Genomic DNA, 26,945 nt, shown 5'->3' with positions numbered 1-26,945 from the left:
CTTCAGCGTCGTGTCGACGGCACGGCTTTGCCGGGCCGCGTGCGTTGTTCAACTGCAATTCCCACCCATGCCCAACCGCCGGGACGATACGCCCCGGCGATCCTCACCTCATTCCAGCTCGAGGATGATCTGGTCGACCGCCAGGCTGTCGCCCGTCGCCGCCGAGACGGACTTGACCCGCCCCGATTTCTCGGCGCGCAGGATGTTTTCCATCTTCATCGCTTCGACCACCGCGAGCGGCTGGCCGGCCTCGATCGCATCGCCGGCGGCGACGTCCAGGCGGACGAGCAGGCCGGGCATCGGCGCGATCAGGAAGCGCGACAGGTCGGGCGGCACCTTCTCGATCAGATGCTGCGCATAGGGCGCGACATGCGCGGGCAGCACGCGTGCGACATGGCTTGCGCCGCGCGTCGTCAGGCGGAAGCCGCCGGGCACCGGCGCGATGCGGACGCTGAGGTGCGCGTCCTCGCCGATCTCCGCCTCGACCATCCGGTCGCCGGGGGTATATTCGAGCGCGAGCTCGAGGCCCTCGCCATCGACCGCGATGCCGTCGGTCGCGACGTCGACGTCATGATCGCTGCCGCCGATCCGCACCGTCCAGCGATGCGGCGGCTGCAGGCGGTGGCCGAGCTGCCCGTCGATCCGCCGCGCGCGATCGGCGTGCGCGGTGGCGGCGAAGGCGGCGATTCCGGCGAGATCGCGCAGCAGGCCGGCGTCGGCAGGGGCGCCGTGGAAGCCGTCGGGATATTCCTCCGCGATGAAGCCGGTGGTGATCGCGCCCGAGCGGAAGCGCGGGTGCTGCATCAGCGCCGACAGGAAGTCGATATTGGTGCCCGGCCCCTCGATCTCGAACGCGTCCAGCGCGGCGATCTGCGCATCGATCGCGGCTTCGCGCGTCGGTGCCCAGGTGACCAGCTTGGCGATCATCGGGTCGTAGAACATGCTGACCTCGCCGCCCTCGGCCACGCCGTCGTCGACACGGATGCGGGGGGCGTCGTGGTCAAGACCCGTCGCCCCAGCGAAAGCTGGGACCTCCCCGTTCGGGCCACCCGCTTCCCCGGCGGAAGACCCCGGCGTTCGCTGGGGTGACGGTGGTGTGGGAAGTGGCGGATTGTACCGCACCAGCCGGCCGATGCTCGGCAGGAAGCCGCGATACGGGTCCTCCGCGTACACCCGGTTCTCGATCGACCAGCCGTGGATGCCGACCTGATCTTGGCGGATCGAGAGCGGCTCGCCGGCGGCGACGCGGATCATCTGCTCGACGAGGTCGAGGCCGGTGATCTCCTCGGTCACCGGATGCTCGACTTGCAGCCGGGTGTTCATCTCGAGGAAGTAGAAGCCCTGCCCCGTGGTATCCGCGCCCGAGACGATCAGCTCGACCGTGCCGGCGCTGTAATAGCCGACAGCGCGGGCGAGCGCGACCGCCTGTTCGCCCATCGCTTTCCGCATCGCCGGCGTGACGAAGGGGGAGGGGGCCTCCTCGACCACCTTCTGGTGGCGGCGCTGGATCGAGCATTCGCGCTCGTTGAGGTACAGGATATTGCCGTGCTGGTCGCCGAGCACCTGGATCTCGATATGGCGTGGGCTTTCGATGAACTTCTCGATGAAGACGCGGTCGTCGCCGAAGCTGGCGAGGCCTTCGCGCTTGGTCGCCTCGAACCCTTCGCGCACGTCCTGCTCGCTGTAGGCGAGGCGCATACCCTTGCCGCCGCCGCCGGCCGAGGCCTTCATCATCACCGGATAGCCGATGTCGCTGGCGATCCGCACCGCCTCGTCGGTGTCGGCGATCTCGCCGAGGAAACCGGGGACGACGTTGACCCCCGCCTGTTTGGCGAGCTTCTTCGATTCGATCTTGTCGCCCATCGCCGCGATCGCCTTGGGGGGCGGGCCGACGAAGGCGATGCCGGCGTCGGCGCAGGCGCGCGCGAAGCTCTCGCGTTCGGACAGGAAGCCGTAGCCGGGATGGATGCAGTCCGCGCCCGTTTCCTTGGCGGCGAGCAGGATCAGCTCGGCCTTGAGGTAGCTTTCGGCGGCGGGTGCCGGCCCCAGGCGCACCGCCTCGTCCGCCATCAGCACGTGCGGCGCGCGCGCGTCGGCGTCGGAATAGACCGCGACGGTCTTGATCCCCATCCGCTTTGCGGTGCGGAACACGCGGCAGGCGATCTCGCCGCGATTGGCGACCAGGATTTTCTTGAACATCAGTATTTGTCTCTCGTCACGAGCCAAGCGAGAATCACGCCCCCAGCTACAAACAGGAAGAGTGAGAGCGGAAAAGCGAAGAAGCGAACTGCTCCGCTATGAGGACGAGGCAAACCCGGTAACGGGGGTGCAGGGTCGCCCATAGTGGTTCCAAAACCGACCGCTAGCACTACGAACGCGCCGATAATGCCATAAGCCAAGCAACCGACCCTTGCTCTGGGAGACACCGTGGGTCGGTCACTAAAACTCACTCCGCCGCCTCGGCCAGCCGGCATTCCGCCGCCATCGGCGTCACGCCCAGCTTCGCGAACAGCGCGGCGTCCTTGTCGTCGCCGGCGTTGCCCGCGGTGAGCAGTTTGTCGCCGGTGAAGATCGAATTGGCACCCGCCATGAAGCACAAAGCCTGCGTCGATTCCGACATGCTCTCGCGCCCTGCCGACAGGCGGACCATGCTGTCGGGCATGGTGATGCGCGCGACGGCGACGGTGCGGACGAATTCGATCTCGTCGATCCTGGCGAGCGGCGTGTCGGCGAGCATGTCGCCGAGCACGGTGCCCTTGACTGGCACCAGCGCGTTGACCGGCACGCTGCCGGGATGCTCCGGCAGGGTGGCGAGCGCGTGGACGAAGCCGACGCGATCATCGCGCGTCTCGCCCATGCCGACGATGCCGCCGCAGCAGACGTTGATCCCCGCCGAGCGCACCGCGTCGAGTGTATCCAGCCGCTCCTGGAACGTCCGCGTCGTGATGACGTCCGCATAGCGTTCGGGCGAGGTGTCGATGTTGTGGTTGTAGTAATCGAGGCCCGCGGCGGCGAGCTGCTTCGCCTGGTGCGGCTCCAGCATGCCGAGCGTCATGCACGTCTCGAGCCCCATGCCGCGCACGCCCTCGACCATCTGGACGATCGCGCCCATGTCGCGGTCCTTGGGGTTGCGCCACGCCGCGCCCATGCAGAAGCGGGTCGAGCCATTGTCCTTGGCCTGCGCCGCCGCCTGCAGCACCGCGCGCACGTCCATCAGCTTGGTCGCCTTGACGCCGCTGTCGGCGCTGACCGACTGCGAGCAATAGCCGCAATCCTCCGGGCAGCCTCCGGTCTTGATCGACAGCAGCGTCGACAGCTGGACCTGGCCCGGCGCGTGGTGCGCGCGGTGGACACCCTGCGCCTGCCACATCAGCTCGTCGAACGGCAGGTCGAACAGCGCGGCGATCTCGTCGCGGGTCCAGTCGTTGCGTACCTCGCCGGCGCCGACCGGCGCCGGCTGTGACCCGGTGTTAAAAGCGTTCATCGTCCCCGCTGCCACATCATGTGCTTCAATTGCGTCGTCCGCTCGCGCGTCAGCCGCGCGAGGCATTGCGCCCGTACCATCGGCTGCATCGATCCGCCCGCATATTCCCCGCCCTCGATGACGCATTGCGTGTCGCGAAAGGCGAGCCAGGCGCGCTGGCTGGCGAGCGTCGCCACGGCGTAGCCGAAGCCGCCGCCGCGCGACGTGTCGGCGGCGTCGCGGCGCTTCATCGCGGCATAGGTGCGCTGCCAGGCGCGCGTCATCGCGGCGTCGGCGGCCGTATATTGCGCGCCGGCCTGCCGGTTCATCTGCGCCTGCGTCTGTGCGACGGCGGGCGTGGCGATCAGCAGCGCGGCGACGACTATCGTCGACCGGATCATTCCGCGGCCTCTTCCTGCGGGGGCATGTTGTGGCCGAGCAGCCGTAGCACATCCTCCGCCGCCTTGATGAGGTTGGTGCCGGGGCCGAAGATCGCCTGCACGCCGGCATCGCGCAGCGCCTGATAATCCTGCGCCGGGATGACGCCGCCGGCGATCACCTTGATGTCGGCACGGCCGGCATCGCGCAGGTGACCGATCAGTTCGGGGATCAGCGTCTTGTGTCCGGCGGCGAGGCTGGAGGCGCCGACGACGTCGACGTCGCTCTCCAACGCAAGGACCGCGGCTTCCTTCGGCGTCTGGAAGAGGGGGCCGGGGACGACCTCGAACCCCAGATCGCCGAACATGGAGCTGACGAGGTTGGCACCACGATCGTGGCCGTCCTGCCCCATCTTGGCGACGAGCATGCGGGGTTTGCGCCCCAGCCGACGTTCCGTCGCGGCGACGCCCTCCTCGAGTCGCGACCAGCGTGCGTCGTCGGTATAGGCGCCGCCGTAGATGCCCTTCACCGGCGTCGGCTGCGTGCCGAAGCGGCCGAAGACGTCCTCCATCGCGCTGCTGATCTCGCCGAGCGTTGCGCGGGCACGGGCTGCGTCGACGGCGAGCGCCAGGAGATTCTCCGTGCCGCGCGCGCCTTCGCGCAGCGCATCCAGTGCCGCCCGGCAGGCCGCTTCGTCGCGCGTCGCCTTCACCCGTTCGATGCGGCGGATCTGCGCCTCGCGAACCGCGACGTTGTCGACGTCGAGGATGTCGATCGGGTCTTCGTCCGCCTTACGGTATTTGTTGACGCCGACGATCACGTCCTCGCCGCGGTCGACCCTCGCGGCGCGCGCTGCGGAGGCTTCCTCGATCATCGCCTTCGGCCAGCCGGCGGCGACCGCCTTGGCCATGCCGCCCTCGGCCTGTACCCGCTCGATGATCTCCCACGCGCCATCGACGAGGCTCTGCGTCAGGCTCTCGACATAGTAGGAGCCGCCGAGCGGATCGACGACCTTGGTCATCCCGGTCTCTTCCTGAATGACGATCTGCGTGTTGCGCGCGATGCGGGCGGAGAAGTCGGTCGGCAGCGCGATCGCCTCGTCGAGCGCGTTGGTGTGCAGCGACTGGGTGCCCCCCAGCATCGCCGCCATCGCCTCGATCGTCGTGCGCATGACGTTGTTGTAGGGGTCCTGCTCGGTCAGCGACACGCCGCTCGTCTGGCAATGCGTGCGCAGCATCTTGGAGCGTTCGTCCTTCGCGCCCAATTGCGTCATCGCGCGATGCCAGAGCACGCGCGCGGCGCGCAGCTTGGCGATCTCCATGAAGAAGTTCATGCCGATCGCGAAGAAGAACGACAGGCGTCCGGCGAACTTGTCGATGTCGAGGCCGGAGGCGACGCCGTATTTCACATATTCCATGCCGTCGGCGATGGTGAAGGCGAGCTCGTGGAGCTGCGTCGCCCCCGCCTCCTGCATGTGATAACCGCTGATCGAGATGCTGTTGAACTTGGGCATCTCGCGCGACGTGTAGCCGAAGATGTCGCTGATGATCCGCATGCTCGGTTCGGGCGGGTAGATATAGGTGTTGCGGACCATGAACTCCTTGAGGATGTCGTTCTGGATGGTCCCGTCGAGCAAGCGGCGATCGACGCCCTGTTCTTCGCCGGCGACGATGAAGAAGGCGAGGATCGGGATCACCGCGCCGTTCATCGTCATGCTGACGCTCATCTGGTCGAGCGGGATGCCGTCGAACAGGATCTTCATGTCTTCGACGCTGTCGATCGCGACGCCCGCCTTGCCGACGTCGCCGGTGACGCGCGGATGGTCGCTGTCGTAGCCGCGGTGGGTCGCGAGATCGAAGGCGACCGACAGCCCCTTCTGCCCCGCGGCGAGGTTGCGGCGGTAAAAGGCGTTCGATTCCTCCGCGGTCGAGAAGCCGGCGTACTGGCGGATCGTCCATGGCCGCCCGGCGTACATCGATGCGCGGACGCCACGGGTGAACGGCGCGAAGCCGGGCAAGCCGGGGTCCACCGGAGCATCCTCGGCGGTGTAGAGCGGCTTGACGGCGATCCCTTCGGGCGTGTGCCACGTCAGATCCTTGCCCTTCACCTCCTTTGCCGCCGCGGCCTGCCAGTCGGCAAGGCTCGGCTGCGGCGTCGGTTCGGGGGCGGCGGGCAGAGCGGGGGCCGCGCCGCTGTCTTCGCCGGTGTTGGTCTCAATGATCGCCATGCGGCGTCTCCATCAATTCGACGAGCACGCCGCCCATGTCCTTGGGGTGGACGAATACGATCGGCGTGCCATGCGCGCCGATGCGGGGTTCACCGAGCACGCGGGCGCCCTTGGCCTTGAGATCGGCGATCGCGGCGTGGATGTCGGCCACCTCGAAACAGACGTGATGCTGCCCGCCCGCCGGGTTCTTGGCGAGGAAACTGGCGATGGGCGAGGCGTCGTCATACGGCTCGATCAACTCGATCTGCGTGTTGGGCGTGTCGATGAAGCACACCTTCACGCCCTGCGCGGGCAGGTCGAACGGTTCGCCGATCGCAGCTGCGCCGAGCAGGATGCGGTAGGTCTCGATCGACTTTGCGATCGACGGCGTCGCAACGCCGACATGGTTGAGCCGACCGAGGGTCATGCGTACTCTCCTCCCGTCGTTGCGAGCGTAGCGAAGCAATCCAGGGCAGCGCGCGCGACTCTGGATTGCTTCGCTACGCTCGCAACGACGGCGTAGATGTGTGTCTCAGCCATGCGCGATCTGCTTGTACAGATCGTGCCACAGCGGGTTCATCGCCTCGATCAACGCGATCTTCTTCGCGCGCGATCCGGCCTTGAGCTGCTTTTCGCGCAGGATCGCGGCTTCCATCGTGTCGGCGGCTTCGAACCAGACGAGCAGCTTGCAGCCGTAGCGTTTGGTGAAGCCGTCGATGATCCCCTCGCGGTGTTCCCACGCCCGGCGCGGCAGGTTCGACGTCACGCCGACATAGATCGTCCCGTTGCGACCGCTGACCATCATATAGATCGCGGGCTGCATCACTCGAGCCCTTCGTTCGTCATTGCGAACGGAGCGAAGCAATCCAGAGCTCCATGCCCGGACGCCCTGGATTGCTTCGCTACGCGCGCAATGACGGGGAGATCAGAGCGGGATGTTGTCATGCTTCTTCCACGGATTCTCGAGGCTCTTGCCCTTGAGCTTCCGCAGGCCCAGCGCGATGCGGCGGCGGGTGGAGTGCGGCTGGATCACCTCGTCGATGAAGCCCTTGCTCGCCGCGACGAAGGGGTTGGCGAAGCGGGCTTCGTATTCGGCGGTGCGTTCGGCGATCTCTTCAGGGGTGCGGCCACGGAAGATGATCTCGACCGCGCCCTTGGCGCCCATCACCGCGATCTCGGCGGTCGGCCAGGCGTAATTCAAGTCTCCGCGCAGGTGCTTGGACGCCATCACGTCGTAGGCGCCGCCATAGGCTTTGCGCGTGATGACGGTGATCTTCGGGACCGTCGCCTCGGCATAGGCGAACAGCAATTTGGCGCCGTGCTTGATGATGCCGTTATGCTCTTGGCTCGTTCCGGGCAGGAAGCCCGGCACGTCGACGAAGGTGACGATCGGGATCTCGAACGCGTCGCAGAAGCGTACGAACCGCGCCGCCTTCTTCGAGCTGTTGATGTCGAGCACGCCGGCGAGCACCATCGGCTGGTTGGCGACGAAGCCGACCGTGCGCCCCTCGATCCGGCCGAAACCGGTGATGATGTTGCCCGCATGCGCCGGCTGCGTCTCGAAGAAGTCGCTCTCGTCGACGACCTTCCGGATCAACTCGTGCATGTCGTAGGGCTGGTTGGCGCTCGCCGGCACCAGCGTATCGAGGCTCGGTTCCAGCCGGTCCCACGCATCCGCGGTCGGGCGCTCGGGGACCGCCTCGCGGTTCGACGCAGGCAGGAAGTCGATGAAGTCGCGCGCCGCCAGCAGCGCCTCGATATCGTTCTCGAACGCATTGTCCGCGACGCTCGTCTTGGTCGTGTGCGTCACCGCGCCGCCAAGCGCCTCCTGCGTCACCACTTCGTTGGTCACCGTCTTGACCACGTCGGGGCCGGTGACGAACATGTAGCTCGAATCCTTCACCATGAAGATGAAGTCGGTCATTGCCGGCGAATAGACCGCGCCGCCGGCGCACGGCCCCATGATGAGCGAGAGTTGCGGCACCACGCCACTCGCCAGCACGTTGCGCTGGAACACCTCGGCATAGCCGCCAAGGCTGGCGACGCCCTCCTGGATGCGCGCGCCGCCGCTGTCGTTGAGCCCGATCACCGGCGCGCCGACCTTCATCGCGGTGTCCATCACCTTGCAGATCTTCTGCGCGTGACGTTCGGACAGGCTGCCGCCGAAGACGGTGAAATCCTGGCTGAAGACATAGACCAGCCGACCGTTGATCGTGCCGCTGCCGGTGACGACGCCGTCGCCGGGGATCACCTGATCCGCCATGCCGAAATCGACGCAATTGTGCTCGACGTACATGTCGATCTCTTCGAACGATCCCTCGTCGAGCAGGATCTCGAGCCGTTCGCGCGCGGTGAGCTTGCCCTTGGCGTGCTGCGCGGCGACGCGTTTTGCGCCGCCACCCGCTCTGGCAGCGGATCGGCGGCGTTCGAGTTCGCTTAGTGTCGATGACATACACTCTCCTGCCTCTTCATCGCCAATCCTAGCCTGTGCTCGCAACTGTGGTTTTGCAAAATTGCAACGGGCGGTTTTGCAAAGTAGGAGGGGGCATGGCCCAGCATCCACCGCGCGCGCGCCTCTTCGCCGGAGACCGGGTGCGCGATCTGCGCGCGCGGCTATCGCTCAGCCAGACCGGCCTGAGCCGGCGGATCGGCATCTCGACCAGCTACCTGTCGCAGATCGAGAGCGGCGACCGGCCGATCACCGGCGGCGTGCTGGGGGCGCTGGCGCGCGCCTTTCCGCTCGACTGGGTCGAGATCGCGCCCGAGGACGACAGCGCCGCGCTGGTGGCGGCGCTGGAGGCGGGAACCGATCCGTCGGTGCCGGCAGGGTTGCTCGACGAGGCCGACGTGCTGCGCGGCCTCAAGCAGCAGCCGCTGGTGGCGCGGCGGATGATCGCGCTCCACGCCGCGCTGCGCCGCTCGCAGGAGCAATTGCGCGTGCTCGACGATCGCGTCGATGCGCAGGGGAGCCAGCCGCACCTGCTGCCGTGGGAGGAGGTGCGCGACTGGTTCCAGGCGAGCGGCAATTACATCGACCCGCTCGACCGCTTCGCCGAGGCGCTGGCGGAGGCGCTGCCGCCGGCGCGGGCATTGGTCGACCGGTTGCAGGCGGCGCACGCGGTGCGGGTGATCGACGACGGCATCGCCGCCCCCTTGCGCGCCTATGACGCCGCGGCGGGGACGCTGACGATCGACGGCGCGCAGCCGATCGAGACGCGGCATTTCCAGCTGGCGCACCAGCTGATCCGGCTGGAGGCGAATGCGCTGATCGAAGGGATCGTCGCCGATGCGCCGTTGCGATCGGAGGCGGCGCGCGAGTTGCTGCGCGTCGGCCTCGCCAATTATGGCGCGGGGGCGCTGCTGATGCCCTATGCGCGCTTCCGCGCCGAGGCGCGGGCACGGCGGCACGATGTCGATGCCTTGCGCCAGCGCTTCGGGGTGAGCTTCGAACAGGTGTGTCACCGGCTGTCGACGTTGCAGCGGCCGGGGCTGCCCGGCGTGCCGTTCTTCTTCTGCCGCATCGACATGGCGGGCAACATTACCAAGCGGCATTCGGCGACGCGGTTGCAGTTCGCGCAATATGGCGGTGCCTGTCCGCTATGGGTCGCGCATGAGGCGGTGGCGATCTCCGACCGCATCCTCGTCCAGGTCGCCGAGATGCCCGACGGCGCCCGCTACGTGTCGATGGCCAAGGGGCTGGTGAAGGCGACGTCGAGCTACCGCCGCACCCCGCGCCGCTATGCGGTGGTGCTGGGATGCGAGGTCGAGCATGCCGGCGCGTTTGTTTATGGCGACGGGCTTGACCTGTCGGGCGCGGACAGCGCGACGCCGATCGGCCCGTCGTGCCGCATCTGTCCGCGCCGCGACTGCGACCAGCGCGCCTTTCCGCCGGCGGGGCGCGAATTGCTGGTCGATCCCGATCGGCGGGCGATCGTGCCGTATGCGTTCGATTGAGACCCTCTTCTCCACACTCCCGTTCGCCCTCGGCCTATCGAAGGGTGCTCTCCGCCAGCGAAGCGTGTGAGGAGAGGGGGCTTCGACAGGCTCGGCCCGAACGGAAAGAGGGAGTGCCCCATCGGTCGGGGAGGGGTTTCCCAAACACCGTGACTCCGGCAGGAAGGCGAAAAGCGGGAGGATAGAGCGTGCAGTCCCATTACGACGTCGTCATCGTCGGTGCCGGCCACGGTGGCGCACAGGCGGCCATCGCGCTGCGCGCGGGCAAGTTCGCCGGCAGCATCGCCATCGTCGGCGACGAACCCGACCTGCCCTACGAACGCCCGCCGCTGTCGAAGGACTATCTGTCGGGCGACAAGCCGTTCGAGCGCATCCTGCTGCGCCCGCCCGCCTTTTGGGAAGAACGACAGGTGGCGATGCGGCTCGGCCGCCGCGTCGTCGCGGTCGATCCCGCTGTGCGCACCGTGACCACCGATGACGGCGAGACGATCGGTTATAGCGAGCTGGTCTGGGCGACCGGGGGCAGTCCGCGGCGGCTGACCTGTTCGGGGCACGACCTCATCGGCGTCCATGGCGTCCGCACCCGCGCCGATGTCGATCGGATGATCGCCGAGCTGCCCGACGTCAGCCGGGTCGTGGTGATCGGCGGCGGCTATATCGGGCTGGAGGCGGCCGCGGTGCTCGCCAAGTTCGGCAAACAGGTGACGGTGCTGGAGGCGCTGCCGCGCGTGCTCGCACGTGTCGCCGGCGAACCGCTGTCGCGCTTCTACGAGGGGGAGCATCGCGCGCATGGCGTCGATGTCCGTCTGGGCGTCGGGGTGTCGTGTATCGCCGAGGCGGATGGCAAGGCGTGCGGCGTGACGCTCGCCGATGGCGAGACCTTGCCCGCCGACATGGTGATCGTCGGCATCGGCATCGTGCCGGCGGTGCAGCCGCTGCTCGACGCGGGTGCTGCCGGGGGCAACGGTGTCGACGTCGATGCGCAATGCCGGACCAGCCTGCCGCATATCTTCGCCATCGGTGACTGTGCGGCGCATAAGAACACCTTCGCCGACGGCGCGCGGATCAGGCTCGAATCGGTGCAGAATGCCAACGACCAAGCGACGGTGGTCGCCAAGGCGATCCTCGGCACGCCGATCGACTATCATGCGGTGCCGTGGTTCTGGTCGAACCAGTACGACCTGCGGTTGCAGACCGTCGGCCTGTCGACCGGGCACGACGATTGCGTGGTGCGCGGCGATATCGCGAGCCGCAGCTTCTCGCTCGTCTATCTGCGCGGCGGGCAGGTGATCGCGCTCGACTGCGTCAATGCGACCAGGGATTATGTGCAGGGCCGCGCACTGGTCGTCGCCGGCGCGGCGCCGGATCGCGACCGGCTCGCCGATGTGGGCATCCCGCTCAAGGAGGTGATGGCATGACCATCCGCATCGGCATCGGCGGCTGGACCTACGAGCCGTGGCGCGGGACCTTCTATCCCGACAAATGGCCGCAGAAGCGCGAACTGGAATATGCCGCGTCGCAGCTGACCGCCATCGAGATCAACGGCACCTATTATTCGAGCTTCAAGCCGGCGAGCTTCGCCAATTGGGCGAAGAGCGTGCCCGACGGCTTCGTCTTCGCGGTGAAGGCGTCGCGCTATGCCACCAACCGCAAGGTGCTGGCCGAGGCGGGCGAATCGATCGAACGCTTTGTCGGACAGGGGATCGTCGAGCTCGGCGACCGGCTCGGGCCGATCCTGTGGCAGTTCATGGCCACCAAGAAATTCGACCCCGACGACATGCGCGCGTTCCTCAAGCTGCTGCCGGCCAGCCATGATGGCGTGGCGCTGCGCCATGCGGTGCAGGTGAGGCACGAGAGCTTCGCCGATCCCGCCTTCGTCGCGATGGCGCGCGATGCGGGGGTCGCGATCGTCTATGCCGATTCGGCCGACTATCCGGGACTTGCCGACGTCACCGCCGACTTCGTCTACGCCCGGCTGGAGAATGCCGAGGAGGCGCATCCCAAGGGCTATACGCCCGCGCGGCTCGACGACTGGGCGCACGCGGCAAGGACGTGGCAGGCGGGGGGACGGCCGGAGGGGCTGCCCTATGTCACCGCGGAGGCACCGGCCAAGGCGCAGCGCGATACGTTCGTCTTCTTCATCAACGGCGCCAAGGTGCGGGCGCCGCACGGTGCGATGGCGCTGATCGAGCGGGTAACGACGTCCCGCTGATCGCGCCGACATGGACAACATGGACACCTTGATCGAAACGATCGACTTCCGTCGTTTCGCATCCGGTCATGATGAGAAAGAGCGCGAATCGGGTCGTAAGTCCTAGCTGGCGGCCGGCGTGTAGGACAGCGCCATGCTGCAACCCGCGGTTCGGCGCGGCTTACCGCGGGCGACGGTCCAACACCGCGCAGGCGGTCAGCACGGATAGGTCTTCGCCAGCACCCGGACGTAGCCGTCCTTGAGCGGCAGCTTCTTTTCCGCCGGCGAGAGCGCGTCGAGCCCGCCGAGCATCTGGAGGATGCCGATCGTCTCGCCCTCGGGCATGCAGGCGATCGGGGTCTTGCCGGCGGCGACGCGCGCGGCGCCCTCGGCACGCAATTGGCGGGTGGCGGCATCGGCTTCCGCCTTGAGCACCGGGTAATCGGGATTGGTCAGTGCGGTGAAGGGATTGGCGCGCAGCGGCGCGGCCTTGGCGAGGAAGGTGCCCACGGTCATCGCGGCGGACGCGGGCGCGGCAAGGCCAAGGGTAATAGCGAGGGCGATCAGGGTCTTACGCGACATCGGCGGTGCTCCGGGTGAGATGCCGCCGATACGGGCGCGTGGCTGACGGAGGCATGAACCGGCGGTTGGTCCCTGCGTTCGGGCCGAGCGTGTCGAAGCCCCGCTGGCCGCGAGTATAACGCTTGGGGACAGCGGCCCTTCGACAGGCTCAGGGCGAACGGAGGTGGGGCGGGGGCAACGCGGGAGCGGAGGGCGTTTCGCCAAGAGGATCGGATCGACAAGGCGAATCGGCCTCCGCATCGATCAAGATGGCCCCACCCCGTTCGGGCTGAGCCTGTCGAAGCCCTGGCAGCCGCGAGCATCACGCTGGCGGATAGCAGGGCTTCGACCGTGAGCAGGCAAACGGAATTGGAAGCGTGGCGGGGGTGCTCAGGCCCCCAGCGGAGTCGGCGCGCCGAAGGGACCGCCGGGGCGGCGGGTCTTGGGGATCGAGGTGCCGGCACGCGGTACGCTCGTCTTGGGACCCGAGGGATCGATGCGGCCGATCTCCTCGCCGGCGATCAGCTTCTTGATCTCGTCGCCCGACAGCGTCTCGTACTCGAGCAGCGCACCGGCGAGCAGGTGGAGCTGGTCGACATGCTCGGTCAGCAGCTGCTTGGCGCGGGTCAGCCCGCCTTCGACGATGCCCTTGATCTCGTCGTCGATCAGCTGCGCGGTCGCGTTCGACATGCGCACCGGTTGCGACGAGGAATAGCCGAGGAAGGATTCGCCCTCGGGCTGGGCATATTCGACGGGGCCGACCTTGTCCGACATGCCCCATTTGGTGACCATGTCGCGGGCGAGGCCGGTGGCATACTGGATGTCGCCGCTCGCGCCCGACGAGACCTTGTCGTAGCCGAAGATGATCTCTTCGGCGACCCGGCCGCCCATTGCGACGGCAAGGTTCGCGTACATCTTGTCGCGATGGTAGCTGTAACTGTCGCGTTCGGGCAGGCGCATCACCATGCCGAGCGCACGGCCGCGCGGGATGATCGTCGCCTTGTGGATCGGATCGCTCGCCTGTTCGTGGATCGACACGATCGCATGGCCGGCCTCGTGATAGGCGGTCATCCGCTTCTCGTCCTCGGTCATGACCATCGAACGCCGCTCGGCGCCCATCATGACCTTGTCCTTGGCCTCCTCGAATTCGGCCATCGCGACGAGGCGCTTGCCCTTGCGTGCGCCGGTCAGCGCCGCTTCGTTGACGAGGTTGGCGAGATCGGCACCCGAGAAGCCGGGCGTGCCGCGCGCGATCGTGCGGGCATCGACGTCGGGCGCCAGCGGCACCTTCTTCATATGGACTTCGAGGATCTTGATCCGGCCCTCGATATCCGGGCGCGGCACGACGACCTGGCGGTCGAAACGGCCCGGACGCAGCAGCGCGGGGTCGAGCACGTCGGGGCGGTTGGTCGCCGCGACGATGATGATGCCTTCGTTCGCCTCGAACCCGTCCATCTCGACCAGCAGCTGGTTGAGCGTCTGTTCGCGCTCGTCGTTGCCGTTGCCCAGGCCAGCGCCGCGATGGCGGCCGACCGCGTCGATCTCGTCGATGAAGACGATACACGGTGCGCTCTTCTTGGCCTGTTCGAACATGTCGCGGACGCGGCTCGCACCGACGCCGACGAACATCTCGACGAAGTCCGAGCCGGAGATGGTGAAGAACGGCACGCCCGCCTCGCCCGCGATCGCGCGGGCGAGCAGCGTTTTGCCGGTGCCCGGCGAACCGACGAGCAGCGCACCCTTCGGGATCTTGCCGCCCAAGCGCGCGAACTTGGTCGGGTCCTTCAGGAAGTCGACGATCTCGACCAGCTCCTCGCGCGCCTCGTCGATGCCGGCGACGTCGTCGAAGGTGACCTTGCCTTCCTTCTGCGTCAGGATCTTCGCGCGGCTCTTGCCGAAGCCCATCGCGCCGCCGCCGGTGTTCTTCTGCATCTGCTTGATGACGAAGAAGGCGATGCCGAGGAACAGCAGGAACGGCAGCGACTGATAGAGCAGCAGCATCCACATCGACGTGCCCTCGTCGGGCTTGGCCGAGATGGTGACGTTCTTGGCGCGCAGATGCGGCACCAGCGTCGCGTCCTGGATCGGATAGGTGCGGAACTTGTCGCCGCTCGAATAGGTGCCGGTGATGACGTCGCGGCTGATCGCGACGTCCTTGACGGTGCCTTCGTCGACCGAATCGAGGAATTTCGAATAGGCGACCGTGTTGCCGCCCGCGGTGCTGGTCCGGCCGTCGAACATCGTCACGAACAGGCCGAGCGCCATCAGGATGCCGACCCAGATCAGCAGGCTCTTCATCCACGGGCTGCCGTTGTTGCCGCCGCCGCTGCCGTCATCGTTCCGGGGCTGCTTGTCGTTGTCGTTCATGAAGGAACCTTTCGCCGCCCAAGATAGGCGCATGCAGGTTAATGGCAATGGAACGAAGCCGCGGTTTTCCGCCGATCAGTGCGACCGGCGCGCCGGTGCGGGGCGGAAGCGCCATTCGCGCGACCCCGGGCTGACCACGACGCCGGCCTGAGTGGCGCGCCGGCCCGCGGCGAGCGCGTCGAGCAAGGGTTCGATATTGGCCGATTCGCTCCATCTGGGCGCGACGATGCCGGCGCCCTCGATCACGCGGCCGATCGCGCGCCGGGCGAGCCGGCGGACGAGCTCGCGCGGTAGGCCGGTCATCGCGATGCGGACGGCACCGCCCGATTCGCTCGCCCGTTCCGCCCACAGCCAGTCGACGATCGCGCGCAGGTCGCCGTCCGCCTCGGCCAGCGCCGCGGCCGATCGCGCGAGCTGCGGCGGCCCCAGCCATTCGTTGGCGTCGAGCAGGCGGCGGAAGCGGGTGCGGTCGTGCGCGGGATCATGGTTGGAGGGATCGTCGACGAACGGCACCTCCGCGCGGCGGACGATCGCGCGCAGCTCGGCACGGCGCCAGTCGAGCAGCGGGCGTACCACGGCGACGCCATCGATCGCGGTGCGCGCCCGCACGCCAGCGAGACCCGCGACGCCCGACCCGCGCGCGGCGCGCATCAGGAAGGTTTCCGCCTGATCGTCGACATGGTGCGCGGTCGCCACCGCCTCCGCGCCGATCATGCGGGCATGCGCGGTGAGAAGCGCATAGCGGGCGTGGCGCGCGGCGGCCTGGATGCTGGCGCCGGCGACCGGTTCGGCGGGGACCAATGTCGCGTGCGGCACGCCGAGGGTGGCGCAATGATCGGCGACCATCGCCGCCTCGTCCGCCGCCGCGGGGCGCAGCCGATGATCGACGGTCGCGACATGGACCGCGCCGGGCAGCGCCACCGCGGCGAGCGTCAGCATCGCCATGCTGTCCGGCCCGCCGGAGACGGCGAACAGCAGCGGGCCCGCCGGCTCATGCCCCAGCGCGCGGGTCAGGTCGTGGCGGAACCGCTCCCCTTGCGGGGCGAGCGGGTCACTTGCACTTGGCGGCGGTGCGGCCCTTCTCGACATCGGCCTTCATCTGCGCGGAAATCTTGGTGCCGTAAACGTCGGTCAGCTCGCCATAGACCTTGCACGCATCGGCCGGCTTGTTGAGCTTCATCAGCGACTGGGCGAGGTAATAGAGGCTGTCGGGTGCGCGTTCGCCGTCGGGCATCTTCTTGTAATTGTCGTAGAAGGCCATCGAGGCGAGGCTGGGCTTGCCCTCGTCGAGGTAGGAGCGGCCGAGCAGATTCTGCGCATAGCTGGCGCGGCGATGCTTGGGATAGGTGGCGACCACCTTCTTCAGCTGCGCCTCGGCCTGCGGATATTGCTTCGCGGTCCACAGGCGATAGCCGTAGAGATATTCGTCCTCGGGCGCGTCGCCGGTCGCGGGCTTGTCGACCCTGGCGGTCGTCGCCGGTGCGGCCTCGTCGTCCGCTGTCCCGGTGACAGGGGCGGGCTTGGCAACCGTGGGCGCCTTGACCGGCGTGCGGGTCGGGCGCGCGGTGGCGCCGGTCGCCGCCTCGTCCTCGCCAAGCGGCGTCGAGGCGGGGGTGGTCGCGAGCGCCGGCGTCGTGGTCAGCGTCTTGAGCTTCGCGTCGGTGCTGCGCTTGTACGCCTCGAACTGCTCCTGCAGCTGGCGGACCTTGAAGCCGTTCTGCTCGATCTGGTCGGTCATCGACGCCATCTGCTGCTCGAGCGCGGTGACGCGGCCGGTCAGGTCGGCAACGGCGCTGGTCGCGGGCGTGCCGCCGATGCTCTGGGGGGCGTCGGGGCGCGTGATCTCGGGCTGGAGATACTGGCCGGCGCCGCCCGGGAACACCTTGCGCTGCACCGCGCGCATCTCGCTCTCCAGCTTGCCGACGCGGCCCTCGACGTTGCTCTGCGCGAGCGCCGCGGCGGGAAGAAGCACGGTGACGGCGGCAAGCGCCCGGATGATGTTACGCATGGATCTTGGCGCCCCCCGGCGCAGGCTTGGTTAACACGATGCCGTCATAGCTGCATCACCGTCCCTGTCGCCAGCCTTAAGGTGTCGCCGGCCGTCAAGGCGCGGACGAATTGCCCGTCGCCGCCGGTTCCTGCGACGCTTGCAGGTTGGCGCGCTGCGTTTCGGTCAGCGCGGGGCGGCTTTCGCTGCGCCCGCTGCGCGATCCGCCGGTGCGCGAGGCGGTACGGCCGCCCGTCCGCGACGACGAAGGCGTGGCCGTCGGCGACGCGCTCGCACTCGGCGCCGGCTGTCCCGCCAGCCGCGCGGCGATCGCCGTGCCGCTGACCCGCACATCCTTGATCGGGCGCGATCCGTCGCCGAGCGGCGGGATCGCCGACCCGTTGAGCGTCACCGCCAGTTTGTCCGGGCGGCCGACGTTGATCTGCGGATCATTGGCGTTCGCCGGCACCTCGAACTTCTCGCCCGGCTTCATCGTGCCGAGATACAGCGTCTTGTTGTCGGCGTCGTAGACGCGCAGCCACACCTCGTCGTTGGCGGTCAGCACCACCTGGCCCCCGGTCGGCGCGGCCGGCGTCGCGGCGGGCGTCGGGCGCGGCGCGACCGCCTGCGCGACGACGGCGTCGCTGGCGCCGGGCGTGACGCCCTGCGGCCGGAACAGGTCGGTGCCATACCACAGGCCGACGAGGATCAGTACGGCGAGCGCGATGCCGACGCCGACGATCGCCAGCCCGCGCGATGGCACGCGTGCCGGATCGGCGGTCTCATAGGGCACATATTCGGGCTGGCGCGGCCCCAGCCGGTCGAGTTCGCGGCGCACGTCCTGCGCGATGGCGACCTCGTCGGCGCCGACCGCGCGGGCATAGGCCTTGGAGAAGCCCATCGCATAGGTCGGCGAGGGCAACGCGCCATATTCCCCCGCCTCCAGCGCCTCCAGATGCCGCTGCGGCACGCGAGTGCGCGCGGCGACCTCGGCAAGGCTCAGTCCCCGGCTTTCCCGCGCATCACGCAACCGCTCCCCCGGTCGGGCCGGGGGTGCAAGGTTCGGGGCGGGCTGGCCGGAATCGACCTCGTCCATTCGTGTCTCCAAGGGAGGGCATTTCGCGACGTGCTGACGCGGGCGACATTCTCCGATGCCTTGCTCCAAGTCAACGCGGGCGATGCCCGGCTCGACGGCGTTTCAGGCCAGATCGACGCCGCTTTGCACCGCCCAGTCGGTCAGCGCGCCCCGCATGTCGCGCGGCGGCCGTGCGAGCAGGCCGGCGACGAAGTCGCGCAGCGCAGCGGAATCGAGGCTGCGGACCATCGCCTTGATCGGCCCGATCGCCGCAGGCGTGATCGACAATCGGTCGATGCCGAGGCCGATCAGCGCCATCGCCTCGACCGGGCGCCCGCCCATCTCGCCGCATACGCCCAGGTCGACGCCCGCCGCGCGGCACGGCCCGACGACGCGCGCGAGGAAGCGCAGGATCGACGGGCTCAGCCAGTCGTAGCGTTCCGCGAGCCGCGGGTTGGCGCGGTCGGCGGCGAACAGGAATTGCGTCAGATCGTTGGTGCCGACCGACAGGAAGTCGATGTTGGGGAGCAGCAGGTCGAGCTGTTCGGCGAGCGCGGGCACTTCGAGCATCGCGCCGTAGCGGATCTCCGCGGGCAACCGCCGGCCGCGCGCGCCGATCCAGGCGCGCTGCGCCTCGAACAGCGCCTTGGCCTCGGCGAATTCCCACGCTTCAGACACCATCGGGAACATGACGTTGAGCGTGCGGCCTGCAGCGGCCTCGATCAGCGCGCGCGCCTGCACCTTCATCAGGCCGTCGCGGTCGAGCGCGAGGCGCAGCGCGCGCCAGCCCATCGCCGGATTCTCCTCGTCGGCGTCTTCCTTGTTGAGGTACGGCAGCGCCTTGTCGCCGCCGATGTCGACGGTGCGGAAGATGACGGGGCGCGAGCCGGCGGCGTCGAGCACATCCTTGTACAGGCGCTGCTGGCGCTCGCGCTGCGGCAGCGTCGCCGAAACGAGGAACTGGAATTCGGTGCGGAACAGGCCGATGCCGTCCGCGCCGGTGACGTCCAGCGCGGCGACGTCGTCACGAAGCCCGGCGTTGACCATCAGCGTGACGCGATGGCCGTCCTTCGTCTCGGGCGGGACGTCGCGCAGCGCGGCGAAGGCGGCTTTGCGCTTCTGGCGTAGCGCCAGCTTCGCCTCGAACGCCTCCTCCATCCCCGACGATGGGCGGACGAAGACGTTGCCCGCGACCGAATCGAGCAGCAGCAGGTCGCCCTCGGCGATCAGCCGGCGGACGTCGCGCACCCGCCCCAGCACCGGCACGCCCATCGCGCGCGCGACGATGGTGACGTGCGCGGTCAGCGACCCTTCCTCGAGGATCACGCCCTTCAGCCGGCGCTTGTCGTATTCGAGCAGCTCGGCGGGGCCGAGGTTGCGCGCGATCAGGATCGTGTCCTGGCGCAGCCCCATCTGCGCGGCGGTGCCCATCTGGCCCGAGACGATGCGCAGCAGCCGGTTGGCCAGATCCTCGAGGTCGTGCATGCGGTCGGCGAGCAGCGGATCGTCGATCTGGCGCATGCGCTGGCGGGTGCGCTGCTGGACGCGCTCGATCGCGGCCTCGGCGGTGAGGCCCGAATCGATCGCCTCGTTGATCCGCCGCGCCCAGCCCTCGTCATAGGCGAACATCTTGTAGGTCGACAGCACCTCCTCATGCTCGCCGCCGACGCCGAATTCCGCCTCGCGCGTCATCCGGTCGATCTGTTCGCGCATCTTGTCGAACGCGGCATAGACGCGGTGGCGCTCGGCGTCGGTGTCCTCGGCGACGGTATGTTCGACGACGATGCGCGGCTGGTGGAACACCGCATGGCCCGACGCCATGCCCTCGACCAGTTTCTGCCCGGGGATGCGCACTGCCGCGGTCGACTGCGGCCGGTCGCTGCCGGTGGTCGCGGTGTCGATCAGCCCGGCGTTGGCGATCAGTTCGGACAGAACCATCGCGACGGTCTGCAGCGCCTCGATCTCGACGTCCTGATATTTGCGCGGGTCGCTGTGCTGGACGGCGAGCACGCCCACCGCGCGTTCGCGGCGGATGATCGGCACGCCGGCGAAGCTGTGATAGCGTTCCTCGCCGGTTTCGGGCTTGTAGGCGAAATCAGGATGGCTTGCGGCCTCGTCGAGGTTCAAGACCTCGACATCCTCGGCGATCGTGCCGACGAGGCCCTCGCCCAATGCCAGCTTGGTGACGTGGACCGCGGCCTGGTCGAGCCCGCGGGTCGCGAACAGCTCCAGCACGCCCTCGCGCAGCAGGTAGATCGAGCAGACCTCGCTATCCATCGCCTCGGCGATGATGCCGACGACGGCGTTCAGTTTCGCCTGCGCCGGGTTGCGGCCGGCCATGACGTCGTGGAGACGGGTGAGGATTTCGCGGGCGGAGGCGGCGGCCGAGCTGGGCATGGGCGGCACGCTAGCAGGTCGGTCGAACGAACGTCACCCCTTCAAAGATCGTTCGGGGATGTCGCCGTGACGGTGGGATGCGCCCCGCGACCGAAACGTCCGAAACGCGCTCGGGTTATGGGCCCGATGTCTTCATGCTCGCATCCCGCCGCCATCATAATTCGTCCGTCGCCGCTAACAACCCAGCCGCTCAGGCATCGAACAATCCGTCCTGCGATCCGGCGGGCGGGTTGAGGCCGAGATGCTTCCAGCCGCCCGCATTGAGCACGCGGCCACGCGCGGTGCGGGCGACGAGGCCCAATTGGATCAGATAGGGCTCGATCACCTCCTCGATCGTGTCGCGTGGCTCGCTGAGGCCCGCGGCGAGCGTTTCGACGCCCACCGGTCCGCCGCGATAGATGTCGGCGATCATGTGCAGGTAGCGCCGGTCCATCGCGTCGAGCCCGAGCGAATCGACCTCCAGCCGGTTGAGCGCGCGGTCGGCGGCGGCACGGTCGACGGTCGGCGTGCCGGCGACGTTGGCGAAGTCGCGCACCCGGCGCAGCAAACGTCCGGCGATGCGCGGCGTGCCGCGCGCGCGTCGTGCGATCTCGGCGGCGCCATCGGGCGCGATCGCGAGGTCGAGCAGCCCGGCGGCGCGGGTGACGACTCGGGTCAGTTCCTCGACCGTGTAGAATTGCAGGCGGACGGGGATGCCGAAGCGGTCGCGCAGCGGTGTGGTCAGCAGCCCCTGCCGCGTCGTCGCGCCGACGAGCGTGAATTTGGGCAGGTCGATCCGCACCGAACGCGCCGACGGCCCCTCGCCGATCATCAGGTCGAGCGCGCGGTCCTCCATCGCCGGGTAGAGCACCTCCTCGACCGCGGGCTGGAGACGGTGGATCTCGTCGATGAACAGCACGTCGCCGTCCTCGAGATTGGTGAGCAATGCGGCGAGATCGCCCGACTTGGCGATCACCGGGCCGCTGGTGGCGCGGAAGCCGACGCCCATCTCGCGCGCGATGATCTGCGCCAGCGTCGTCTTGCCGAGTCCCGGCGGCCCGAAGAACAGCACATGGTCGAGCGCATCGCCGCGCCCGCGCGCCGCCTCGATGAACACGCGCAGATTTTCGCGCGCCGCCTGCTGCCCGACGAATTCGTCGAGGCTGCGCGGGCGCAGCGCCGCATCGACGTCCTCGGGACGGCGGCTGGCGGTGAGGAGGCGGTCGTCGGTCAATGGGTTGTTGCCAACAGCTCGTCGATCGTCACGCCGGCCTGACGGAGCAGCCCTGCCAGAGTGCCGGTCTTCACCTCCGTGTGGAGGGGAACGACGCAACCGACGTCTCCACGACGCAAGATGACGTGGCTGCCCCGCTGGCGCACCTGTTCGAAACCCAATCGTTCCATCATCCGGTGATCTCCGCACCCGACAGGATCGGCAGCTTAGGCATGCACCGCGACGTCGAGTGTCGTGACGAAGGGGGCGGCACGGGCTGCCATCGGAAATTCCTCGAGATACAGCTCGACCGCTTCGCGCAGGCTGGCAAGTGCCTCGTCGATCGATTCGCCTTGGGTCGTCGTACCGGTCTCGGGATTGAAGGCCGTATAGCCGCCCTCATCGGCGTGGCTCAATATGGCGGTCACGTGCATGCAAGTCTCCTGAGGGACATCGTCCCAGCTACCGCGCCCTCTAGCGCGACGCCAGCGTAGGCCACGACACGAACAGACGGCGCTCAGGCGCTATTTCATCACGCAAGGTCCGTATCCCGATTGCGCGACCGACGACCGGTCAGACGCCGATCTGCACGATGTTCACGATATAGTCCCGTTTCGTCGGATCGTCCAGCAACGCGGACGCTACTTCGCCGCCTTGCGCAGCGCGAGGCGCACCAGCGCGTCGAGTGTCGCGGCGGGGCCCAAGTCCTCCTCCGCCGCGCCGACCGCGCTCGCCGCTTCGGCGGGGCGGAAGCCGAGGTTGAGCAAAGCCGACACCGCGTCCGCCGCTGCGCCGACCGGCATGACCTGTGCCGCGGCGGCAGGCCCCAACGCGACCGTCCCGACCTTGTCCTTCAATTCGCGGACGATGCGCTCGGCGAGCTTCGGCCCGACGCCATTGGCGCGGGCGACCATCGCCTTGTCCTGTGCCGACACCGCGCGGGCGATCTCCTGCGTGTCGAGCGCCGACAGGATGGCGAGCGCGACGCGCGATCCCACGCCCTGGACGCCGGTGAGCAGGCGGAACCAGTCGCGCTCCTCGGCGCGGGCGAAGCCGACGAGGCGGATCGAATCCTCGGCGACCAGCATCTCGGTGTGGAGCATCGCCGCTTCGCCGACCGGGCCGATCGCCGCCAGCGTGCGCGCCGAGGCGCCAATGAGGTAGCCGACGCCGCCGACGTCGATCACGGCATAGTCGATTCCCGTCGATTCGAGCCGGCCCTTGAGATGCGCGATCATGCCGTCACCCTTGCTCTACGCGCCATGCCCTGCGCGCTGGCGAGATGGTGCGCATGCGTGATCGCCACCGCCAGCGCGTCGGCGGCGTCGGGCCCCGCGAGCTTCGCCCCGGGCAGCAACACCGCCATCATCGCCTGAATCTGCCGCTTCTCCGCGCCGCCGGTGCCGACCACCGCCTTCTTGACGGTCGAGGGGTGATATTCGCCGATATGCAGCCCGCTGCTCGCCGCCGCCAGCAGCACGACACCGCGCGCCTGCCCCAGCTTCAGCGTCGATTGCGCATTGGTGTTGCCGAGCACCTCCTCGACCGCGGCGCCGTCGGGCCGTTCGGCCAGGATCACGTCGATCAGCGCGGCATGCAGGTTCGACAGACGGCGCGGCAGCGGCATCGACGGATCGGTGCGGATCTGGCCGTTGGCGATATGCTTCAACCGGTTGCCGTCGGCGTGGATGACGCCCCAGCCGGTCGTACCGAGGCCGGGGTCGAGGCCGAGGATAATCATCGGGTCACGCGGAGGCGCGGAGGCGCGGAGCAGAAGATGGCCGCGTCAGCGGCCCCTCTCCTTAATGGGCGATCCGGCAGCCTTGGGCGCAGCAGTTTCGGAGCCTCTGCAGGCCAATCCTCTTCGCGTCTTCGCGTCTTCGCGTGAAAAAGGAAGAGGAGGTTCGCGCGAGGACGCGAAGACGCGAAGAGGGCGTGCACGCGGTGACTGCATCGCGACCTCGCCGGGCGGAAAAGAGGCCCGCTGGCGCGGGAAGGCGCAGCCGCAAGCGCGACCCTCCGCGCCTCCGCGCCTCCGCGTGAACCTGGAAACGTCAGCCGAGCTTCTCCATCACCTCGTCGGAGACCTCGTAATTGCCCCAGACGGTCTGGACGTCGTCGTCGTCGTCGAGCGCGTCGATCAGCTTGAACAGCGTCGCCGCATCGCCCTCGTCGACCGCGATCATCGTCTGTGGGCGCCAGGCGAGCTTCGCGCCCTCCGCCTCGCCGAGCACCGGCTCGAGCGCCTTGGCGACCTCGTGGAGGTCGGCGACCGCGGTCCAGATCTCGTGACCGTCGTCGGACGAGGTGACGTCCTCGGCGCCGGCTTCCAGTGCCGCCTCGAACACCTTTTCGGCGTCGCCTGCGCCCGCCGGATAGGTGATGAGGCCGACGCGGTCGAAGGCGTGACTGACCGAGCCGGACGCGCCGAGGTTGCCGCCGTTCTTGGCGACCGCGGTGCGTACGTTGGTCGCGGTGCGGTTGCGGTTGTCGGTCAGCGCCTCGATGATGAGGCTGACGCCCGCCGGGCCGAAGCCCTCGTAGCGGATTTCCTCGTAATTCTCGGTATCGCCCTTCGATGCCTTGTCGATCGCGCGCTGGATGTTGTCCTTGGGCATCGACTGCGCCTTGGCGGCGTTGACCGCGGCGCGCAGGCGCGGGTTCATGTCGGGGTCGGGCAGACCCATCTTCGCCGCCACGGTGATTTCGCGGCTGAGCTTGGAGAACATGCCCGAGCGCTTCTTATCCTGCGCGCCCTTGCGGTGCATGATGTTCTTGAACTTGGAATGGCCTGCCATGGGAACCTTCGCAAAGTGGTACTTTGCGGGGACCCCGATAGGGGTGCGACCCGCAAATGAAGGCGTCCTCTAACCCTGCTTCGCCAGCGTGTCGATCTTCGCCTCCAGCGCGACGAGCCGCTCCAGTACCAGCGTATCGAGCTTCTCGTGCAGCCGCAGGATGTCGAGTTCCGCGCGCAGATTGGTCTCGTAGTCGAGGCTGGCGGCGAGCCGGTCCTTCGATGCCTGGCGATTCTGGCTCATCATGATGACCGGCGCCTGGATCGCGGCGAGCGTCGAGAGCATCAGGTTGAGGAAGATGTACGGATAGGGATCGAACGCCGCACCGAAATGCGCGAGCACGTCCGAATTGAGCAGCATCCAGCCGAGCAGCACGATCGTGAAGGCGATGATGAAGCCCCACGACCCGCCCACCGCCGCGACGCGGTCGGCGAGCCGGTCGCCGAGGCTGGCGCGCGCGTCCGCCTCGTCGGCGGCGTCGCGGCTGACGATCGTGCCGCTTTCGATACTGTCGAGGACGCGGCGTTCCTCGGCATCGAGCGCGTGCGCGGGCTTGCGGAGCAGACGCTGGGCGAGATCGGCGAAGGGGATCGGGGGCATGGGCTGGCGTCCTCGCGCACGGGAATTCGGCACGGCCCCTAATCGCCGTGGCGCGAACCGGCAATCGACCGCAAAGCGCTTGCCCCCACCCCCCCGGATACGCCAAACGCGCGGACAATGACCGTCAGTGTAGACATGGGCCACGACGAGCGCGGCGCGCCCGTGACCATGGACCTCGAAGAACTGCTCGCCACCCGGCTGCTCGTCCAGGGCAATTCGGGGTCGGGCAAGTCGCATCTGCTGCGCCGCCTGCTCGAAGGCTCGGCGGGGCAGGTGCAGCAGGTGGTGATCGATCCCGAGGGCGATTTCGTCACGCTAGCCGGGCCGTACGGCCATGTCGTGATCGAGGCGGCGGATTATTCGGTGCCCGAGATCGCGCGGATCGCCACCCGGCTGCGCGAGCATCGCGCCAGCGTCGTGCTGAGCCTCGAGGGGCTGGAGGCGGAGGGGCAGATGCGCTGCGCCGCCGCCTTCCTGTCGGCGCTGTTCGATGCGCCGCGCGAACATTGGTATCCGGCGCTGGTCGTCGTCGACGAGGCGCAATTGTTCGCGCCGGTCACCGGCGGCGAAGTGGCGGAGGAGGTGCGGCGCGCGTCGCTGTCGGCGATGACCAATCTGATGTGCCGCGGCCGCAAGCGCGGGCTCGCCGGGGTGATCGCGACGCAGCGGCTGGCGAAGCTCGCCAAGAACGTCGCGGCGGAAGCGTCGAACTTCCTGATGGGACGCACCTTCCTCGACATCGACATGGCGCGCGCCGCCGATCTGCTCGGTATGGAGCGGCGGCAGGCGGACGTGATCCGCGATCTCGCGCGTGGAACCTTCCTCGCGCTGGGGCCGGCGGTGTCGCGGCGGCCGCTCACGGTGAAGATCGGGCAGGTCGCGACCTCGGCGCGATCGGGCAGCCCCAAATTGACGCCGTTGCCGAGCGCGCCGGCGGAGAATTTGCAGCAGCTGATCTTCGCGCCCCCGCCCGATGCGGCGCCGCAACTGCCGATGGCGTTCGAGTCGCGTCCACGCCGGGTGCCGGCGGACGAACTGCTCGACACGATCGAGCGGCCGGCGTCGCAGCAGACCACCTTGGCGCCGCTGCCCGACAAATCGGACGAGGAGGTCGAGGGCATCTACGCGAGCGTTCTGGAGGCGATCGTCGCCGACCGCGATTCGGCGCTGCGCCCGCCATCGGTGCTGTTCCAGGATTTCCAGGTGCGCTGCCGCATGGCAGGCTTGGCCAAGCCGCCGCTCGACTTGCCCGGCTTCACCCGCCGGCTGTCGGCGGCGCGCGCCGGCATCTTCGACGTGACCGATCCGCAATGGGCCGAGGCGATGGAGCTCGCCCATTCGCTGCCCGACGACATGATCGGCGCGTTCCTGCTGGTCGCGCGCGCGGCGAAGAACGGCGAGCCGTGTCCGTCCGACACGGCGCTGGCGGAGACGTACGGCACGAGCTCGCTGGGGCGGGTGCGCCGGCTGATCGGTTACATCGAGAGCCGCGAGCTGTTCGTGGCGCGCGTCGACCTGTCGGGCAAGCGTTCGATCACGATCCCCAGGCTGGGCTGGACCACCGCGGCGAGCGAGGCGGCGTAAGTCTTCCCGCGCTGCGCCTGTCGTGGCGCAGCCCAGCGTAACGACGCACTTAACCCGTCCCCCCGGACTTGTTCCGGGTGTGGATTCACAATCGAAGTGCAACGGGAAGAAAACTTCGGCGGGGTTTCGGAAGCCGAGGCATTTCCTGGGTGTGTGGTTGTGTCTGGCGAGGATGGCGTCGAGCTTTCGCTG

At 68.4% G+C, this 26,945-nt stretch carries 24 protein-coding genes and 1 pseudogene; 4 read left to right on the top strand and 21 right to left on the bottom strand.

Annotated features, from left to right (window positions below; genetic code table 11):
• Positions 1–108: 108 nt before the first annotated feature.
• The 7 genes from M9979_RS03840 to M9979_RS03810 all read right to left on the bottom strand — a co-directional run bounded on the left by M9979_RS03840 (position 109) and on the right by M9979_RS03810 (position 8,499).
• Positions 109–2,202 carry an acetyl-CoA carboxylase biotin carboxylase subunit gene (locus M9979_RS03840; RefSeq protein WP_254288200.1) on the bottom strand — a complete coding sequence of 698 codons (2,094 nt, stop codon included), beginning with the start codon at positions 2,200–2,202 and terminating at the stop codon, positions 109–111.
• 244 nt (positions 2,203–2,446) lie between these two features.
• Positions 2,447–3,484, bottom strand: coding sequence for a biotin synthase BioB (bioB, locus tag M9979_RS03835; RefSeq protein ID WP_254288016.1), 1,038 nt, complete (start codon positions 3,482–3,484; stop codon positions 2,447–2,449).
• The gene (locus M9979_RS03830) at positions 3,481–3,864 is read right to left on the bottom strand and encodes a lysozyme inhibitor LprI family protein (RefSeq protein WP_254288015.1); all 384 of its coding nucleotides are present in this window, start codon (positions 3,862–3,864) and stop codon (positions 3,481–3,483) included. Before M9979_RS03830 ends, bioB begins: the two co-directional genes overlap by 4 nt.
• Positions 3,861–6,068 carry a methylmalonyl-CoA mutase gene (gene scpA / locus M9979_RS03825; protein ID WP_254288014.1) on the bottom strand — a complete coding sequence of 736 codons (2,208 nt, stop codon included), beginning with the start codon at positions 6,066–6,068 and terminating at the stop codon, positions 3,861–3,863. Before scpA ends, M9979_RS03830 begins: the two co-directional genes overlap by 4 nt.
• Positions 6,055–6,474, bottom strand: a complete 420-nt coding sequence (gene mce / locus M9979_RS03820; RefSeq protein ID WP_254288013.1) for a methylmalonyl-CoA epimerase — start codon at positions 6,472–6,474, stop codon at positions 6,055–6,057. Before mce ends, scpA begins: the two co-directional genes overlap by 14 nt.
• Positions 6,475–6,579: 105 nt before the next feature.
• A complete protein-coding gene (locus tag M9979_RS03815; protein WP_254288012.1) occupies positions 6,580–6,870 on the bottom strand; it encodes a GIY-YIG nuclease family protein in 291 nt (96 codons plus the stop codon).
• A 102-nt stretch (positions 6,871–6,972) separates the two neighbouring features.
• The gene (locus M9979_RS03810) at positions 6,973–8,499 is read right to left on the bottom strand and encodes an acyl-CoA carboxylase subunit beta (RefSeq protein ID WP_254288011.1); all 1,527 of its coding nucleotides are present in this window, start codon (positions 8,497–8,499) and stop codon (positions 6,973–6,975) included.
• A 95-nt stretch (positions 8,500–8,594) separates the two neighbouring features.
• On the opposite strand from M9979_RS03810, the gene M9979_RS03805 reads away from it, so the two are divergent.
• The 3 genes from M9979_RS03805 to M9979_RS03795 all read left to right on the top strand — a co-directional run bounded on the left by M9979_RS03805 (position 8,595) and on the right by M9979_RS03795 (position 12,213).
• Positions 8,595–10,001 carry a helix-turn-helix domain-containing protein gene (locus tag M9979_RS03805; RefSeq protein WP_254288010.1) on the top strand — a complete coding sequence of 469 codons (1,407 nt, stop codon included), beginning with the start codon at positions 8,595–8,597 and terminating at the stop codon, positions 9,999–10,001.
• Positions 10,002–10,189: 188 nt separating this feature from the next.
• Complete coding sequence (locus tag M9979_RS03800) at positions 10,190–11,419, top strand: NAD(P)/FAD-dependent oxidoreductase (RefSeq protein WP_254288009.1); 1,230 nt, start codon at positions 10,190–10,192, stop codon at positions 11,417–11,419.
• Entirely contained in the window at positions 11,416–12,213 is a 798-nt protein-coding gene (locus M9979_RS03795) for a DUF72 domain-containing protein (RefSeq protein WP_254288008.1), read from the top strand. Before M9979_RS03800 ends, M9979_RS03795 begins: the two co-directional genes overlap by 4 nt.
• A gap of 195 nt (positions 12,214–12,408) precedes the next feature.
• On the opposite strand, the gene M9979_RS03790 is transcribed toward M9979_RS03795, so the two are convergent.
• The 13 genes from M9979_RS03790 to M9979_RS03730 all read right to left on the bottom strand — a co-directional run bounded on the left by M9979_RS03790 (position 12,409) and on the right by M9979_RS03730 (position 25,169).
• Positions 12,409–12,774 (bottom strand): hypothetical protein, encoded by a 366-nt coding sequence (locus tag M9979_RS03790; protein ID WP_254288007.1) that lies wholly within the window; start codon positions 12,772–12,774, stop codon positions 12,409–12,411.
• Positions 12,775–13,143: 369 nt separating this feature from the next.
• Positions 13,144–15,120 (bottom strand): ATP-dependent zinc metalloprotease FtsH, encoded by a 1,977-nt coding sequence (ftsH, locus tag M9979_RS03785; RefSeq protein ID WP_277998382.1) that lies wholly within the window; start codon positions 15,118–15,120, stop codon positions 13,144–13,146.
• Between the two features lie 75 nt (positions 15,121–15,195).
• Entirely contained in the window at positions 15,196–16,209 is a 1,014-nt protein-coding gene (gene tilS, locus M9979_RS03780) for a tRNA lysidine(34) synthetase TilS (protein ID WP_254288006.1), read from the bottom strand.
• The gene (locus M9979_RS03775; protein ID WP_254288005.1) at positions 16,172–17,128 is read right to left on the bottom strand and encodes a tetratricopeptide repeat protein; all 957 of its coding nucleotides are present in this window, start codon (positions 17,126–17,128) and stop codon (positions 16,172–16,174) included. The genes tilS and M9979_RS03775 overlap by 38 nt, the downstream gene beginning before the upstream one ends.
• 94 nt (positions 17,129–17,222) lie before the next feature.
• Positions 17,223–18,137: a helix-turn-helix domain-containing protein gene (locus M9979_RS03770; protein ID WP_254288004.1), complete on the bottom strand. Its 915-nt coding sequence runs from the start codon at positions 18,135–18,137 to the stop codon at positions 17,223–17,225.
• A 168-nt stretch (positions 18,138–18,305) separates the two neighbouring features.
• On the bottom strand, positions 18,306–20,579 hold the full coding sequence (gene ptsP / locus M9979_RS03765) for a phosphoenolpyruvate--protein phosphotransferase (protein WP_254288003.1): 2,274 nt from the start codon (positions 20,577–20,579) through the stop codon (positions 18,306–18,308).
• A gap of 190 nt (positions 20,580–20,769) precedes the next feature.
• Positions 20,770–21,792, bottom strand: a complete 1,023-nt coding sequence (gene ruvB / locus M9979_RS03760; RefSeq protein ID WP_254288002.1) for a Holliday junction branch migration DNA helicase RuvB — start codon at positions 21,790–21,792, stop codon at positions 20,770–20,772.
• Positions 21,789–21,965, bottom strand: a complete 177-nt coding sequence (locus tag M9979_RS03755) for a type II toxin-antitoxin system HicA family toxin (protein WP_254288001.1) — start codon at positions 21,963–21,965, stop codon at positions 21,789–21,791. The genes ruvB and M9979_RS03755 overlap by 4 nt, the downstream gene beginning before the upstream one ends.
• Before the next feature lie 33 nt (positions 21,966–21,998).
• On the bottom strand, positions 21,999–22,205 hold the full coding sequence (locus M9979_RS03750) for a type II toxin-antitoxin system HicB family antitoxin (RefSeq protein WP_254288000.1): 207 nt from the start codon (positions 22,203–22,205) through the stop codon (positions 21,999–22,001).
• A gap of 207 nt (positions 22,206–22,412) precedes the next feature.
• Positions 22,413–23,009 carry a Holliday junction branch migration protein RuvA gene (gene ruvA / locus M9979_RS03745; protein WP_254287999.1) on the bottom strand — a complete coding sequence of 199 codons (597 nt, stop codon included), beginning with the start codon at positions 23,007–23,009 and terminating at the stop codon, positions 22,413–22,415.
• Complete coding sequence (gene ruvC / locus M9979_RS03740) at positions 23,006–23,512, bottom strand: crossover junction endodeoxyribonuclease RuvC (RefSeq protein ID WP_254287998.1); 507 nt, start codon at positions 23,510–23,512, stop codon at positions 23,006–23,008. Before ruvC ends, ruvA begins: the two co-directional genes overlap by 4 nt.
• A gap of 313 nt (positions 23,513–23,825) precedes the next feature.
• Complete coding sequence (locus tag M9979_RS03735) at positions 23,826–24,569, bottom strand: YebC/PmpR family DNA-binding transcriptional regulator (protein WP_254287997.1); 744 nt, start codon at positions 24,567–24,569, stop codon at positions 23,826–23,828.
• Between the two features lie 69 nt (positions 24,570–24,638).
• On the bottom strand, positions 24,639–25,169 hold the full coding sequence (locus tag M9979_RS03730) for a DUF1003 domain-containing protein (protein ID WP_254287996.1): 531 nt from the start codon (positions 25,167–25,169) through the stop codon (positions 24,639–24,641).
• Between the two features lie 117 nt (positions 25,170–25,286).
• On the opposite strand from M9979_RS03730, the gene M9979_RS03725 reads away from it, so the two are divergent.
• Positions 25,287–26,753 carry an ATP-binding protein gene (locus M9979_RS03725; RefSeq protein ID WP_254287995.1) on the top strand — a complete coding sequence of 489 codons (1,467 nt, stop codon included), beginning with the start codon at positions 25,287–25,289 and terminating at the stop codon, positions 26,751–26,753.
• Between the two features lie 60 nt (positions 26,754–26,813).
• Here M9979_RS03725 and M9979_RS17400 read toward each other — a convergent pair.
• Positions 26,814–26,945 (bottom strand): annotated as a pseudogene (locus M9979_RS17400) (IS30 family transposase); the annotation flags it as partial.

This window comes from Sphingomonas liriopis (assembly GCF_024211255.1).
GTDB lineage: Bacteria > Pseudomonadota > Alphaproteobacteria > Sphingomonadales > Sphingomonadaceae > Sphingomonas > Sphingomonas liriopis.
The sequence above is the reverse complement of the archived record's forward strand: the minus strand, read 5'-3'. Positions and strand labels throughout refer to the sequence as shown.